At 67.5% G+C, this 13,921-nt stretch carries 15 protein-coding genes; 5 read left to right on the plus strand and 10 right to left on the minus strand.

The window, feature by feature from the left end:
• Nucleotides 1–6: 6 nt before the first annotated feature.
• From A7V84_RS07285 to A7V84_RS07305, 5 genes are all read left to right on the plus strand, one after another.
• Nucleotides 7–213, plus strand: coding sequence for a hypothetical protein (locus A7V84_RS07285; protein WP_025518175.1), 207 nt, complete (start codon nucleotides 7–9; stop codon nucleotides 211–213).
• Nucleotides 214–276: 63 nt separating this feature from the next.
• The gene (locus A7V84_RS07290) at nucleotides 277–1,260 is read left to right on the plus strand and encodes a 2-hydroxyacid dehydrogenase (protein WP_063492005.1); all 984 of its coding nucleotides are present in this window, start codon (nucleotides 277–279) and stop codon (nucleotides 1,258–1,260) included.
• Nucleotides 1,261–1,335: 75 nt separating this feature from the next.
• Nucleotides 1,336–1,908: a 3-phenylpropionate/cinnamic acid dioxygenase subunit beta gene (locus tag A7V84_RS07295; RefSeq protein ID WP_033534163.1), complete on the plus strand. Its 573-nt coding sequence runs from the start codon at nucleotides 1,336–1,338 to the stop codon at nucleotides 1,906–1,908.
• Nucleotides 1,909–1,947: 39 nt separating this feature from the next.
• Entirely contained in the window at nucleotides 1,948–3,378 is a 1,431-nt protein-coding gene (locus A7V84_RS07300; protein WP_033534162.1) for an aldehyde dehydrogenase family protein, read from the plus strand.
• A 37-nt stretch (nucleotides 3,379–3,415) separates the two neighbouring features.
• On the plus strand, nucleotides 3,416–5,161 hold the full coding sequence (locus A7V84_RS07305) for an IlvD/Edd family dehydratase (protein WP_025518182.1): 1,746 nt from the start codon (nucleotides 3,416–3,418) through the stop codon (nucleotides 5,159–5,161).
• Between the two features lie 19 nt (nucleotides 5,162–5,180).
• Here the strand turns inward: A7V84_RS07305 and A7V84_RS07310 are convergent, their stop codons facing one another.
• The 10 genes from A7V84_RS07310 to A7V84_RS07355 all read right to left on the minus strand — a co-directional run bounded on the left by A7V84_RS07310 (nucleotide 5,181) and on the right by A7V84_RS07355 (nucleotide 13,883).
• The gene (locus A7V84_RS07310; protein WP_063492004.1) at nucleotides 5,181–5,807 is read right to left on the minus strand and encodes a response regulator transcription factor; all 627 of its coding nucleotides are present in this window, start codon (nucleotides 5,805–5,807) and stop codon (nucleotides 5,181–5,183) included.
• Nucleotides 5,804–6,874 carry a sensor histidine kinase gene (locus A7V84_RS07315; protein ID WP_025518186.1) on the minus strand — a complete coding sequence of 357 codons (1,071 nt, stop codon included), beginning with the start codon at nucleotides 6,872–6,874 and terminating at the stop codon, nucleotides 5,804–5,806. Before A7V84_RS07315 ends, A7V84_RS07310 begins: the two co-directional genes overlap by 4 nt.
• An 87-nt stretch (nucleotides 6,875–6,961) precedes the next feature.
• Nucleotides 6,962–7,264, minus strand: coding sequence for a hypothetical protein (locus A7V84_RS07320; RefSeq protein WP_033534161.1), 303 nt, complete (start codon nucleotides 7,262–7,264; stop codon nucleotides 6,962–6,964).
• Between the two features lie 25 nt (nucleotides 7,265–7,289).
• On the minus strand, nucleotides 7,290–9,020 hold the full coding sequence (locus A7V84_RS07325) for a porin (RefSeq protein ID WP_157988187.1): 1,731 nt from the start codon (nucleotides 9,018–9,020) through the stop codon (nucleotides 7,290–7,292).
• Nucleotides 9,021–9,216: 196 nt separating this feature from the next.
• Nucleotides 9,217–10,095, minus strand: coding sequence for a CorA family divalent cation transporter (locus tag A7V84_RS07330; RefSeq protein ID WP_063492003.1), 879 nt, complete (start codon nucleotides 10,093–10,095; stop codon nucleotides 9,217–9,219).
• Nucleotides 10,092–11,045 carry a magnesium transporter CorA family protein gene (locus tag A7V84_RS07335; protein ID WP_165720417.1) on the minus strand — a complete coding sequence of 318 codons (954 nt, stop codon included), beginning with the start codon at nucleotides 11,043–11,045 and terminating at the stop codon, nucleotides 10,092–10,094. Before A7V84_RS07335 ends, A7V84_RS07330 begins: the two co-directional genes overlap by 4 nt.
• 3 nt (nucleotides 11,046–11,048) lie before the next feature.
• The gene (locus A7V84_RS07340) at nucleotides 11,049–11,378 is read right to left on the minus strand and encodes a hypothetical protein (RefSeq protein ID WP_025518197.1); all 330 of its coding nucleotides are present in this window, start codon (nucleotides 11,376–11,378) and stop codon (nucleotides 11,049–11,051) included.
• 68 nt (nucleotides 11,379–11,446) lie between these two features.
• Entirely contained in the window at nucleotides 11,447–12,364 is a 918-nt protein-coding gene (locus A7V84_RS07345) for a magnesium transporter CorA family protein (protein WP_025518198.1), read from the minus strand.
• Entirely contained in the window at nucleotides 12,361–12,678 is a 318-nt protein-coding gene (locus A7V84_RS07350) for a hypothetical protein (RefSeq protein ID WP_025518200.1), read from the minus strand. The genes A7V84_RS07345 and A7V84_RS07350 overlap by 4 nt, the downstream gene beginning before the upstream one ends.
• A gap of 623 nt (nucleotides 12,679–13,301) precedes the next feature.
• Entirely contained in the window at nucleotides 13,302–13,883 is a 582-nt protein-coding gene (locus A7V84_RS07355) for a hypothetical protein (RefSeq protein WP_231886762.1), read from the minus strand.
• Nucleotides 13,884–13,921 lie beyond the last annotated feature (38 nt).

The following is a 13,921-nucleotide window of genomic DNA, read 5'->3' on the forward strand; positions in this document are numbered from 1 at the left end:
CCTGCCATGTCCGAATTCAAGAACGTCAACCTTGCCACGCTGACCCCGGGCGCCCGGGTGCGCACCGCCGATGGCGCCATCGCCGAAGTGGCCGACAACCCGCTGGACGGCACCTGGATCATCTGCCGTTACCTCGAACACCCCACCTCGCCCGGGCTGCTCGATGGCAAGGAACACGCCATCTTCGCCACCGACATTGAAAGTGTCCTCTGAAGCCCGGTTTCCGCATCCCGCCTTTCTTGCTGTCCCCAATCTCTTACTGAAGGAGCATTTCCCATGGCCAAGCCCTTAGTCGTCGTCTCCGCGCCGCTGCCCCAGGATCTGCGCGAGCAGCTCGCCGCCCAGACCGAAATCATCGACGTGCCGACCGGCCAGGCGATTGTCCAGACCCTGGGCGCCGAACAGGCCCGGCAGGTGCAAGGCATCCTCTGCACGGTGCGCAGCAAGATCGACCGCGATCTGCTGGCAGCCATGCCCGCGCTGCGCGTGGTTTCCAACTTCGCGGTCGGTTTCGACAACGTCGACATCCCCGCAATGAACGAACACGGCGTGCTGATGTGCAATACCCCCAAGGTGCTCGACGGCGCCGTGGCCGACCTGACCTTCGGCCTGATCCTCTGTCTGGCGCGCAACCTGGTGGCCGGCGATGCCTTTGTGCGCAGCGGCGCCTGGACCAAGGGCGCCTTCCCGCTGGCGCACGACATCCGCGGCAAGACCCTCGGCCTGCTGGGCATGGGCCGGATCGGACGCGAAGTGGCCCGCATCGCGCACGCCTTCGACATGCCGGTCATCTACCACAACCGCCGGCAGGACAGCGAAGCCGAGGCCAGCGGCCTGGCGAGCTACCGCGAACGGGATGCGCTGTTTGCCGAATCCGACGTGCTCAGCATCCACATCCCGCTCGACCCGCAGACGCGCCACAGCATCGGCGCGCGCGAACTGGGGCTGATGAAACCCACCGCCTACCTGATCAACACTGCGCGCGGCGCGGTGGTCGACGAGGCGGCGCTGATCGCCGCGCTGCAGGCGGGCCGTCTGGCCGGCGCCGGCCTGGACGTCATGGAAACCGAACCACTGCCGCCTGAAAGCCTCTTGTGCGCCATGCCCAACGTCGTGTTGCAGGCCCACATCGGCAGCGCCACGGTGGAAACCCGGCGCGCCATGATCGACCTCGCGGCCCACAACCTGATGGACGCGCTGGCGGGGAAAAAACCCGTGGCGATGGTCAACCCGGACATCTGGGAACGCCGCCAGGCCTGAGTGCGGCGCGTGCATCGCTGCCCCGGCGGCGATGCACGCGCCCGCCCGCCGCCCACCCTTTCACCGAGCCTCGCCATGACCGACACCACCACGACCGATACCGTCACGACCGATACCGAATATGTCGCCGCCGGACGCGATCTCTGGTGGGAAATCCAGGACTTCTTCTTCATGGAAGCCGATCTTCTGGACACCCGCCAATTCGACGCCTGGCTGGCGCTGCTTCATCCGCAGATCGAGTACCGCATGCCCCTGGCGCGCAACGTGCGCCGCGACCAGCGCGACCACGAATACACCCGGCCTGGAGAGAGCGCCTGGTTCGACGAGGGCATCGAAACACTCAGTCAACGCGTGGCCCAGATCAATACCGGCATTCACTGGGCCGAAGAGCCTGCCTCGCGCATCTCGCATCTGATCACGAATGTGCGCGTGTTCGTGCCTCGCGGCGCTTGCGCCGAGCCCGAGCGCGTCCAGGCGCACTCGCGGTTTCTGGTCTACCAGAACCGCCTGCAGACCGAAACCAACTTGCTGGTCGGCCGGCGCGAAGATCTGCTGCTGCGCGTCGACGGCCAATGGCGCATCCGCCGCCGCCTGATCCTGTTGAACCAGAACGTGCTCACCGCCAAGGCCCTGACCACCTTCTTCTGAACCGCACCGCCTGCCATGACACAAAGAGACAGCCGCAGCATGCACGAGAACTTTATCGCCGGCCGGTGGACGGCCGGCGAGAGCGCCAGCCCCAACATCAACCCCTCCGACCTGCAGGACATCGTCGGTCTGTACGCCCAGGGCAACGCTGCCCAGGTCGACCTGGCGGTGTGTGCCGCGCAGCAAGCCCAGCCCGCCTGGGCCGCCGCCACCGCGCAGCAACGCGCCGACGCCCTGGACGCCATCGGCATCGAAATCCAGGCGCGCCAGCAGGCGCTGGCCGAACTGCTGGCCCGTGAAGAGGGCAAGACCCTGCCCGAAGCCCGCGGCGAGGTCGAGCGCGCGGCGCGCATCTTCCGCTTCTTCGCCGGAGAAGCCCTGCGCGTGCCAGGCGAGCGGCTGCCCATGGGACGCCCGGGTATCGACGTGGAAGTCACCCGGGAACCGGTGGGCGTGATCGGCATCATCACGCCCTGGAACTTCCCCATCGCCATCCCCGCCTGGAAGATCGCGCCCGCACTGGCCTACGGCAACAGCGTGGTGTTCAAGCCGGCCGACCTGGTGCCGGCCAGCGCCTGGGCCCTGAGCGAGATCATCAGCCGCGCCGGCCTGCCGGCCGGCACGTTCAACCTGGTGATGGGACGCGGGAGCATAGTGGGACAAGCCATGCTGGAGCACCCCGGCATCCAGGCCCTCTCCTTCACCGGCTCGGCGGCCACCGGCCAGCGCGTTGCGCAGGCCGCCGCTGCCCGGCTGGCGAAAGTGCAGCTGGAAATGGGCGGGAAGAACCCGCTCGTCATCCTGGATGACGCCGACCTGGACACGGCCGTGGAGTGCGCCATCAACGGGGCCTTCTACGCCACCGGGCAACGCTGTACCGCCTCCAGCCGGCTGATCGTGCAGCGAGGCATCTATCCCCGCTTCATCGCCGCCATGCAGCAACGCATGCAATCGCTCAGGGTCGACCACGCCCTGGCGCCGGACGCGCAGATCGGGCCGGTCGTCGATGAACGCCAGCTGGAACAGAATCTTCGCTACCTGCAGATCGGCCGAGACGAAGGCGCGCGGCTGCTGTGCGGCGGCGAACGCCTGACGCGCGCCACTCCCGGCCACTACCTGAGCCCGGCGCTGTTCGTCGATTGCGACAACCGCCAGCGCATCTGCCAGGAAGAAATCTTCGGCCCCATCGCCGCGGCCATTCCGGTGGCCGATTACGAGCAGGCCCTGGCCGTCGCCAACGACACCGAGTATGGGCTGTCGGCCGGCATCTGCACTACCTCGCTCAAGCATGCCAGCCACTTCAAGCGCGCCGCCCAGGCAGGCATGGTCATGGTGAACTGCCCGACGGCGGGCGTGGACTTCCACGCCCCCTTCGGCGGACGCAAGGCTTCCAGCTACGGCCCGCGCGAACAAGGCCGCTACGCCGCCGAGTTCTACACCACCGTCAAGACCGCGTACACCTCCTGCTGAGCCCAGCAGCGCCTTTCCGCCACAAGGACCACGCCACATGTCATCCAAGCCGATCTCCCAGCCCGTTCATGCCGGCATGAGCAAAGGGCTCACCAGTTATGGAGACGCGGGTTTTTCGCTGTTTCTGCGCAAGGCGTTCATCAAGGGAGCCGGCCTGAGCGACGACGCGCTGGACCGCCCCATCATCGGCATTTCCAATACTGGCAGCGGCTTCAATCCCTGCCACGGCAACATGCCGCAGCTGATGGAGGCGGTCAAGCGCGGCGTGATGCTGGCCGGCGGCCTGCCGGTGGAGTTTCCGACGATCTCCATCCACGAGAGCTTCGCCGCCCCCACCAGCATGTATCTGCGCAATCTCATGGCGCTGGATACCGAAGAAATGCTCAAGGCCCTGCCCATGGATGCGGTAGTCCTGATCGGTGGCTGCGACAAGACCGTGCCGGCTCAGCTGATGGCGGCTGCCAGCGTCGGCCTGCCGGCCATTCAACTGGTCACCGGCTCGATGCTGACCGGCTCGCACCGGGGCGAGCGCGTCGGCGCCTGCACCGACTGCCGCCGCTTCTGGGGGCGTTATCGCGCCGAGGAGATCGACGCGGCCGAGATCGCCGATGTCAACGACCAGCTGGTGGCCAGCGTCGGCACCTGTTCCGTCATGGGCACGGCCAGCACCATGGCCTGCGTGGTCGAGGCCCTGGGCATCGCGCTGCCCGGCTCCGCCTCGCCGCCGGCCGTCACGGCCGATCGCATGCGCATCGCCGAGCAGACCGGCCGCCAGGCGGTCAACCTGGCAGGCAGCGCACTCACGCCGCAACACATCCTGACGCCCAAGGCATTCGAGAACGCCTTGCGCGTGCTGCTGGCCATCGGCGGCTCGACCAACGGCATCGTTCACCTGACCGCCATCGCCGGGCGCCTGGGCATCGAGGTCGACCTGGACGCCTTCGACCGCATCGGCAAGGAAACCCCGGTGCTGGTCGACCTGAAACCCTCCGGCCAGCATTACATGGAAGACTTCCACAAGGCCGGCGGCATGCGCGCCCTGCTGCGCGAACTGCGCCCCCTGCTGCACCTGGACGTCATGACCATCACCGGCCGCACGCTCGGCCAGGAGCTGGACGCCGCCCCGGCCGCCTTCGGGCAGGACGTCATCCGGCCGCTGGCCCGCCCCATCTATGCACAGGGCGGCATTGCCGTGCTGCGCGGCAACCTCGCCCCCGGCGGGGCCATCATCAAGCAATCCGCCGCCTCGCCGGCCCTGATGGAGCATGAGGGGCGTGCCGTGGTGTTCGAAAACCTGGAGGACATGACGCGCCGTGTCGATGACGAGGCGCTCGATATCGGCCCGGATGACATCATGGTGCTCAAACAGATCGGCCCCAAAGGCGCGCCGGGCATGCCCGAGGCCGGCTACATGCCCATCCCGCGCAAGCTGGCGCGCGCCGGCGTCAAAGACATCCTGCGCATTTCCGATGGCAGGATGAGCGGCACGGCCTGGGGCACCATCGTGCTGCATGTCACCCCCGAAGCCGCGATCGGCGGCCCCCTCGCCCTGGTGCGCACCGGCGACCGCATCCGCCTGAGCGTGGCGCGGCGCGAACTGTCGCTGCTGGTCGATGAGGCCGAACTCCAGCGCCGGGCCGCGGACTGGCGCGCACCCGCCCCCCAGCCTGGCCACGAGCGCGGTTATCGGAAGCTGTATCTGTCCACGGTCACACAGGCCGACCAGGGTTGCGATTTCGATTTTCTGCGCCACCCCGAAAACACCGGCAAAACCCCGCTCTGAGCCGGCAGGCCGGGCGGCGCTAGACGCCCAGCTTCTCGCACAGCCGCACCAGGTCGGCCAGGGACTGGGCCTGCATTTTGCGCATGACGTTGCCGCGCCGCACCTTGACGGTGACCTCGCTGAGGTCCAGCTGTGCGGCGACCTGTTTGTTCAACAGGCCCTGCGCCACCAGCCGCGCCACGTCGCGCTCGCCCTCGCTGAGCGATTGCCAGCGCGATTGCAGCGCGGCGGCGGCGGCCTCCTGGCTGCGACGCTGGCGATCCTGCTCGATGCCCTGCTGAATGGCGTCCAGCAGTTCCTGGTCGCGAAACGGCTTGGTGAGAAACTCGATTGCCCCGCGCTTGATGGCCTTCACGCCCATGGCGATGTCACCATGGCCGGTGATGAAAACCACCGGCAGGCGCAGCCCCAGCTGCGCCATGCGCTGATGGAAATCCATGCCGCTTTGCTCGGGCATGCGCACATCGAGCAACAGACAGCCTGGCGCGTCAGCGCGTTCGTGCTCCAGGAACTCGCGCACCGACGCGAAGGTATGCACCGCCAGGCCGACCGAGGCCAGCAGATCCTCCAGCGCTGCGCGCATGGAGGTGTCGTCGTCGATGACATAGACCACGGCTTCCGTGGCCCCGCACTGAGATGCCGTCATGCCGGCTCCTTGACGTTGGCCGGCAGGCTGAAGCGGAACACCGCGCCGCCGGGCGAATTGGCTTGCGCCCAGATCTGGCCGCCGTTGGCCTCGACAATGCTGCGGCTGATGCTCAGGCCCACGCCGATCCCCTCTTCCTTGGTGGTCCAGAAGGCCTCGAACAGCTGCGGACTGAGCCCTTGCGGCCAGCCCACCCCGGTGTCCGCCACCTCCAGCTCCAGCATGCCGTCGCGCCAGCGCGAGGCGACATGCAGGCTGCGACGCGCCGGCGCCACGTCGAGATTGGCCTCGATCGCGTTGAGCACCAGGTTGCCGATCACCTGCTGGATCTGCACGCGGTCGGCCAGCGCCGCAGGCAGGCCGGCGGCAAGCTCCGCGCTCAGGGCGATACCGGCGCGCGTCATATCCTCCAGCGAGAGCGTCACGATCTCCCGGACGGCCTCATTGAAATCGAACACGGTGCGCTGCAACGGCTCGCCCTTGGTGAGACTGCGCACCCGCGCGATGATGTGGCTGGCGCGCTCGGCATCGTCCTGGATGCGTTGCAGCGCCTGACGCGCCTTCTCCATGTTGGGCGGCTGCTGCGCCATCCAGCGCTGGCAGGCGCTGCCGCTGGTGACGATGGCCGCCAGCGGCTGGTTGACCTCATGGGCGATCGAGGTGGTCAGGCTCTCCAGACTCTTGGCGCGCGCAACCCGCAGCAGCCGGGCCTGGGCCTCGTGGGCGGCAGCCCGGGCAGCTTCCATCTTCAGCACCAGCCCGCAGGTGATGACAATGGAAACGATGCTGATGCCCATGTTCACCAGGCCCACATGGAACTCCCCGTGCGGAGTCATGGCGAAGCTCAGCAGCGTGATGCCGATGCACACGCCGGTCAGGATCACCAGGCCGCGCCGGCTCAGCACCCGCGCCACCATCAGGATCACCACGATATAAAACACCGACACCGCCACCTCATAGCTGGTGGTGGTGTCGCAGATGAAGATGGCCGCCATCGCGGCGACCATGATCGTCAGGCGCATCGCCCGCAAGGAGCGCGAAGGCGTGGGCGGGTTTTCCAGTTTCATACCTATCCGGGGCACAGAACTCGGGGCGCACCGCGCCGCAGAGCCTGCCTGCCAAGACTACCATGGGCAGGCAGGCCCTCCTTGCGGCTAACGCCACAGCAGCGTCAGCAGGGAAAAACCGCCGCCGCCCAGGTCGGCCGGGTGCGACTGATGCAGGCGCTGGCGCGCGGCTTGCGGCAACCAGCGCCGCACGGCGCGTTGCTCGCGCAGCGCCAGCGCAGACAGCGCAGCCCCGATCGCCGGCCCCGGGAGATCTCCCAGGGCGCGGGCAAAGACGCGCGGCCCCTGCTTCAGGTACAGGCGGCGCAACTCCGGCGCGCGTTGCCGGCCGGCCGCCTCGTAAAGTTCGCGGGGCAAGGTGTCATGGACAGAAGACTTGTGCAACCACATGGCAGGCTCCTTGGAAAGCGTGGCCTCAGAAATGATGCGTCAGGCCCAGCGCCACGCGGCTGACGCGCGGCTCATCGGCGCCGACTGCCGTCTCCATCGCGTAATGCCGGCCGTGGGCGGCAAAGGCATACAGACTGGTGCGGGCCGACAACGGGTGCACATAGCCCAGGGACATCACCTGGATGCGCCGCGCCCGTGCGCCGCTGTCCTGCCAGCGCCAGTCCGGCCGCCCCAGCGACCACTGCACCTGCAATTCGCCCGCGCCCAATGGCATCCCGGCCCCCACGTACCAGGCGTCCAGCTTGCCGCCATCGATGAACTCGGCCGGCCCCAGGCCTTCCAGACCACGCGCCTGCAGGCTGGCGGGCCCCTCGTCACCATCGCGCCCGACAAAGCCATTGCGCTGGCGGCTCCACCCCAGGGCCAGGCGCAGCACCTCCAGGTCATAGCTCAGGCCCAGCTGCCAGGCCTGCGGATGACGCCCCTCACTCTGGCCAGCCAGACCGACCCGTCCCATCCTCTCGAAGCTGGCCGCCAGCAGCCAGGGGCCGCTTTCATAGCGCGCCGCCAGGCTGTAGAGGCCGGTGCGCCCCTGACCGGCCGCGCTCTCGCCCGCATTGGGGCTGTAGCTGCCGCCCAGTTGCAGACCTGCCCACAGCGGGCTGCGCCAGCTGATCATGTCGGAGACCTGATAATTGTCGGCCGCCCGCAGCAAGGCGCCCATGCCGAAGTCCTTCCACGATCCGACCTCGATCTCCGATACGAAGGCCTGACCCACGGTGTACTGACGCCCCAGCCTCAACTCGCCCAGCGTCGCATTGCCCAGCCCCAGCCAGGACTGGTAGTTGAACAGCCGTCCGCTGTCCTCGGCCTGCCCGCTCACCAAGTCCAGGCCGCCCTCCAGCGCAAAGCTCGCGTAAGCGCCGCCGCCCAGGTCCTCCTGCCCGCGCAGCCCCCACAGCGAATCGGTCTGCCCGCCGCTGAGCAAGCCGTTGCGCGTGCCCTGGCCGGACACATGGGTCCAGGCCAGCCCGCTATCCAGCGTGCCGTACAGAGACAGCGAGGTTTCGCCCAGGCTGTCGGCCGGAATCGCCCCGGCGGTCAGAATGGCCGCCACGCCGCCGGCCGACAACGTACGCAACCGCCCGACGCCCGCCGCCAGGGCCTCATACAAGCGGGTTCGCCAGGACGGGCCTCGCGCCCGGCCGCGCAGCAGCATGCCCAGTACCGTGGCTTGGCCGGTGGCGACCACCAGCGCCACGGCCGAGCCGGCCGCCACCCGATCGCCCATGGCGCTGGCATCCGGCCAGGGTTGCAGAATGGCGCGCTCCAGCACCAGGCCATCGCTGGACAGCAGACGGACATCGGCCGGCACCCGTTCACCGGCAGACAGACAGATCACGTCGCCGCGCACCAGCTGGTGCGCGGGCACCCGCCGCAAGCCGTCCGGCAGGTCATAGAGCGCGAACCGGCGTCGCACCGTGCACATGGCATCGCCCAGCCGCAGCGCCAGCCCGCGCAGATCGGCCGCGCTGGCCGGCGGCACGCACAGGCGGTTGGGACCATGACGCATCAGGCGGCGCAGCACCTCGTCGAACGCCAGTCCTTGCGGCGTGCTGCCCAGCACGGCGAGGCTGTCGGCCGCAGTGCGGCTGGAAAACTGGCGCAAGGCGCATTGCGCGCGCCGCAGCACCCGCAAAGTGGCTTGCCGGGATACCGGGGCGGAAAACCGCGAGGGGGAGAAAATCGCTTGCATGGGTCTCTCTGCGATGGGCGCGAGAAGGCCTCCCATGCCTGCAGTCAGGATCGGGGAAGGCGGCGTCGTCGCGCCGGGATAAGGAAAGGATCGGAGAATCGATACCTGGCGGGGTCGCCTGCTGACCCGATGGCGGGGCCAGCAGGCGCTATCTCGCTGTCTTCTTCCATGTGGGCTCCTGAAAACGCGGCCGGCCTTAACGCAGGGCGCCGGATTGCTTGACCATCCAGACTGGCACGGCAGTCAGCACCAGCACCGCCACCAGCTGCACCCAGAGCGAACCATCCCAGGACAGCTCGGGCATGACGCGGAAGTTCTGGCCGTACCAGTTGATCAGGGCCGTGCCGGGAATGAAAGCCGCCCACAGCACGCTGAACACCTTGGTCACGTTCAGATCGCTCATGGCCACGGTCTCGCCGGCCGCCCGCCAGTGAAAGCGCTGCCGTTCCAGCATGAAGCGCGCACGGCGCTGGACGCCTTCGATCTCGGTCATCAGCTCCTGCACCCGGGCCAGCGCCGAACGGCGCAGGCGCTGCGTGGCCTGCTCGATATCGTCGAGCGACTGCAGCACATATGACAGCGGGGCGTTCAGGCTGTTCAGATGCCTGTCGACGCTGGACAGATCCTCCACCCCGCGCGTGTTGTTGGTGCCCACGTTGAGCTGGAAGGCGCGGATCGCCTGCAGGGGCGACGACAGGTCCTGGTTGATGCGCTCCAGCACCCGCACCGTCTGAGACAGCAGCTGATGCAGCAGCACCAGGGCGATGGATTGCGGGCAGTCCGCCGCCATGCCCTGCGCCTGCAGCCGCTCCAGGGCCTCGCCCGGACGCAGCAGGGGGTGGCCCGTCTCGACCGTGAACAGCGAGCCGCCCTCGTCGGCCTCGCGCCACAGCAGGTCCGACACCACCAGCTTGCCTGCCTTGAGCCGGGTGCAGCGGATGCGCAGGGTCGCCGCGCCGCCCGCGGCCGCGCGCGGCACCAGGTCGACGTCGTGCAGACGCCCCAGGTCTTCCAGCGCCTGGAGATCGCCGGCGTGCAGGCGCTGCCAGGCGGGCAGTTCCTTGATGGCGTTCATCGCATCCACCCCTTGCGCTTGATGTAGAACAGCGGCATGAGCGAGAAGAATCCCGTCAGCCCCATGACCAGCCACTCGCCCCACACCAGCTCCAGCTCGGGCATGTAGGCAAAGTTCTGCCCGTAGAAAGCCGCCAGCAGCGTGGGCGGCGTAAACACGGCCGTCACCACCGTGAACACCTTGATGACCTGGTTCTGCTTGAGATCCAGCGTGGTCATCAGCGACTGCTGCAGATTGCGGATCTTGTCGTGCTGGAAGCGGGCATAACGGCGCAGGCTATGGATGTCCGACAGCAGCATGTTCAGACTCTGCGACAGCGTAGCGCTGCGCGCAAAGCGCCGCAGCCAGCGTCCGGCGCGCGCCAGCATCAACTGCCCTTCCACCATGCGCGCGACCAGTTCCTCGGCCTCGCCCAGGGCGATCGCGGTGCCGGCGATGTCGGCCACGCCGGCCTGGCGCTTGGACATCTCGAAGCCCCCGCTGGCCACCGCCACGGTTTCGCTGCGCGTGTCGAGCTGCTCGGACAGCTCGCTGACCGCCGCGCGCGCCGAATCATTGAGCACCTCGATGAGGGTGAACAATATCGTGGCCGGATCCAGCCTGCGCCCGGCGCGCTGCGCCTGCAGCAACTGCTCGCCGGCCACGTCCAGGGCCTCCAGGCGCACATCCTGCTCCACGCTGATCAACTGATCCTCGCCCAGCATGAACAGCACGCAGGTTTCCTGGTACTTCTGATGCTGGCGTATGACCATCTCGACCGGCACCAGTACGAAGCCCGCCTCTTCGATGGCGGCGCGCCCGCGCATCAGCGACAGGTCGATGCCATGACGGCGCTGCACTGCCGCCAGCGCATCGGTCTGGCTGGCCGACAGGCGCAACCAGCCTGCCTGCTGCAGCCGCGTATCGCCCTGGCCCTGCGCCAGGGGCAAGGCATTCTGAACTTGCGTCACGGCCTAGTCCCCCTGCGCGCCGCCGGCGGCGCCTTCTTCGACCACCACGACCTCCTCGCCCTGCTCCGGCATCAGATAGACGCCGTACAGGTGCAAGGCCGCGAAACTCCCCAGGATCAGGGCATACAGCACGATCACGGCCATCATGATCTCGCGTTCGATCTGAGCGGTGCGCGGCCGCTCGGCGCGGGCGCGGTCAATGGCCTGGCGGCGCTGCAACGCCGCCGCGTTCTCATCCTGCTGCAGCGTGAGATCGGCATTCCATACCAGACCATGCAGGCCGCCCACGGCCAGGGGCGAGACGGCGCTCGATGAGTTCAGCTTGTTCGACATCGGAATTCCTCGTATCGGTATAACTTGCTCAGGCGTTCGGTCCAGGCGCCTGAGCCGGATGAATGGGCCTAGCGCAGCCAGCCGCGCCGCTTCACGTACAGCAAGGGCAGCAAAGCCAGAACGGCCGTCAGGACAATGATCATGGGCTCGCCGTACTGCCATTCCAGGATCGGCATATTGGCCACGTTCATGCTGTAGTAGGTGGAAATCAGCATCGCCGGCAGGAACACCGCCGTGATCACCGAAAACACCTTGACGATCTGGTTCTGCTTGACGTTGAGCGCCATGTTGTTGGTGGTCTGCAGCAGCCGCACGCGGTCATGCACGAAGCTGACGTGCTCCTCGACCGCCTCGATGTCGTCGATCAGCGTATGGAACAGGGGTTTGAGCTGCGCCTGGGCGGCAGGCAGGCGCGCCAGGGCGTGACGCGCGGCCAGAGCCAGCTGCAACTGGCTCTCGATACAGTCGGACAGCAGTTTTTCCACCTCGCCCAGATCCAGCTGGGCCGCCACCACATCACTCACGCCGAAATCGCGATCGCGCGACTCCAGGCTGTTGAGCACCGAGTTGGTCTGCACCAGGACCTTGCCCAGATCATGGTTGAGCGAATCAAGCAACTCGTCGGTCGCATCGTTGATGGCCTGCAGAATCACGGCAAAGCACTCGAAGGCATCGTTGTCGCGACCGTCCTGAGCGATGCGCAGTTCGGCGGTCTGCAGCGGAGCCGGCGCGGGCGCAGGCTCCAGCGACACCACCGCCTGGCGCCCGACCGCAAAAACCACCCGGCTGATTTTCTTCTGGCCCTGCTCCACGCTCAGGAAAGTGATCGGGAAATAGCTGAATTCGCCGTCCTGGCTGACGTTGCCCTGCACTGCCCGGACAATATCGATACCCAGCGAACGCTGAATCTCATCGAGCCGCTGCGTCTGGGTCGCGTCAACGCGCAACCAGGGGCGGCCCGCATCTCGTTTGTCTATCGTGTTCATGGTTCATCCTGCTCGGACTCTGAAGAAGAATCGGCCTTGATCGCACGCGCGCTTTCATAGAAACCAGCGTGCGAACCGGACGTGGAAGACGTCTTGGTTTCCAGGTCGTAATTGAAGAAATGCAGGGCAGTCACCGCCAGCACCAGGATTCCCCAGGTGTAGCCCAGCATGGAAAACGACAGGCGCTCATAGCGCGACCAGCGCCACGGCCCCCTGGGCGCGGCACCCGAGGGGCGCCTCGTCGGGCGGCTCCAGACACCCGCCTGCACGGCGGCGCACACGCCGGACGGCGCAGCGCGTTGGGGATGCGACATATCGCGACCTCATCAAATAACGCCGACCCGCGAACGCGGTGCGCACGCAGGCGCAGCCGCCACCGCAGCGGCAGACACAAAACAGAAAGGAAAAAACTAGTGGCCCGGCCCGCGCTGATGCGTAGCGGGGCGCGCCGGGCGGCCATGCGCGGCGCAGGCGACAAGCAGGGCGGTGCCTGCGCACAGCGTGCTCAGGCCAGGGCGGCGGCAACAGGCAAACAGAAAAGACAGCATGGCTCGTCCTCGGGGCGCACACGGCCCCGGGCGGCCCGGCGCAATCAACGCGTCGGCTGCTTCAGGGTCCGGGCCCGACAGATGGCTTTCGGAAAGGATGCGGAAACGGGATCAGGCGCGCTGCGGCGCCTCGGCGGCTCGGGATCCATCGCTTGCTCCTGATGACCGGCCCGCAAGGCCGGTGAGAACGGTCGCTGACCTCGCGCTGGCGCAAGGCCCCCCTCCTCGCCCTGGCGCCTTGTCCTCGGACAGGCTGGGGCGGGATCAGGCGATGCCGCAGACAGGCATCGCTGACAGTTCGAAATTCTCACATGGTCGCGCCACGGCGGCCAGCAAGCATTGGGATGTCGGCCCCCGCCACCGGGTCACTCCGGCTATACCTTGGTATATCAGCGCCCCGTTTCGCGGCGCGGCAACGATGCGCTGATCCAGGGCGTCGCCTCGAACAACGAGAACAGTTTCTCGATGGCCCCCACGATGCGGGTCAGCGAATCGAGATCCTCCTGCCCGGCCAGCAGGCCGCGCCAGACGCGGCCCTCGTGCGTGATCACCTGCAGGTGACTATAGATTTCGGCCACCACCACCAGATCCGGATGGTCCAGCGCCGTCGCCTTCTCCACATGGCCGTCGAGCGCGTCAAAGGAGAAACCCGCGCGCGGACCGCGCAGATAGGTCTTCAGGCCGTCCAGGTCCGAACGCGCACAGGCCATGCGCAAAGTCTGCAGATCGCTCCAGGCCGCCAGGATATTGCCCACCAGCATGCGCCGGAACAACTCGGCCACGGCGGCCTGCTTGAGCCTGTCCTTGCGGTCCTGCACGGACGACAGCCACAAGGCCACCACCACTGCGCCCACGGTGCCGCTGGCGGTCATCACTTCCAGCAGCTTGATCTCCTGCAGCAGCCCATCGCGGCTGCCAGCCACCCAGGCCACCAGCATGCCGCCCAGGACAACGGCGAGCACCAACAGCACGACCCAGCTCCGGCCGAGGCCTTCCCGTCGGGGTGTAT

The sequence above is a fragment of the Bordetella trematum genome (genome assembly GCF_900078335.1).
Lineage (GTDB): Bacteria > Pseudomonadota > Gammaproteobacteria > Burkholderiales > Burkholderiaceae_B > Bordetella > Bordetella trematum.

Coding starts and splice junctions, on each gene's coding strand:
- A7V84_RS07315 (WP_025518186.1), bottom strand. CDS start 6,874: ATGAAACTGGAAAACCCGCCCACGCCTTCGCGCTCCTTGCGGGCGATG.
- A7V84_RS07345 (WP_025518198.1), bottom strand. CDS start 12,364: ATGAACACGATAGACAAACGAGATGCGGGCCGCCCCTGGTTGCGCGTT.
- A7V84_RS07305 (WP_025518182.1), top strand. CDS start 3,416: ATGTCATCCAAGCCGATCTCCCAGCCCGTTCATGCCGGCATGAGCAAA.
- A7V84_RS07290 (WP_063492005.1), top strand. CDS start 277: ATGGCCAAGCCCTTAGTCGTCGTCTCCGCGCCGCTGCCCCAGGATCTG.
- A7V84_RS07350 (WP_025518200.1), bottom strand. CDS start 12,678: ATGTCGCATCCCCAACGCGCTGCGCCGTCCGGCGTGTGCGCCGCCGTG.
- A7V84_RS07325 (WP_157988187.1), bottom strand. CDS start 9,020: ATGCAAGCGATTTTCTCCCCCTCGCGGTTTTCCGCCCCGGTATCCCGG.
- A7V84_RS07310 (WP_063492004.1), bottom strand. CDS start 5,807: ATGACGGCATCTCAGTGCGGGGCCACGGAAGCCGTGGTCTATGTCATC.
- A7V84_RS07340 (WP_025518197.1), bottom strand. CDS start 11,378: ATGTCGAACAAGCTGAACTCATCGAGCGCCGTCTCGCCCCTGGCCGTG.
- A7V84_RS07330 (WP_063492003.1), bottom strand. CDS start 10,095: ATGAACGCCATCAAGGAACTGCCCGCCTGGCAGCGCCTGCACGCCGGC.
- A7V84_RS07295 (WP_033534163.1), top strand. CDS start 1,336: ATGACCGACACCACCACGACCGATACCGTCACGACCGATACCGAATAT.
- A7V84_RS07320 (WP_033534161.1), bottom strand. CDS start 7,264: ATGTGGTTGCACAAGTCTTCTGTCCATGACACCTTGCCCCGCGAACTT.
- A7V84_RS07300 (WP_033534162.1), top strand. CDS start 1,948: ATGCACGAGAACTTTATCGCCGGCCGGTGGACGGCCGGCGAGAGCGCC.
- A7V84_RS07285 (WP_025518175.1), top strand. CDS start 7: ATGTCCGAATTCAAGAACGTCAACCTTGCCACGCTGACCCCGGGCGCC.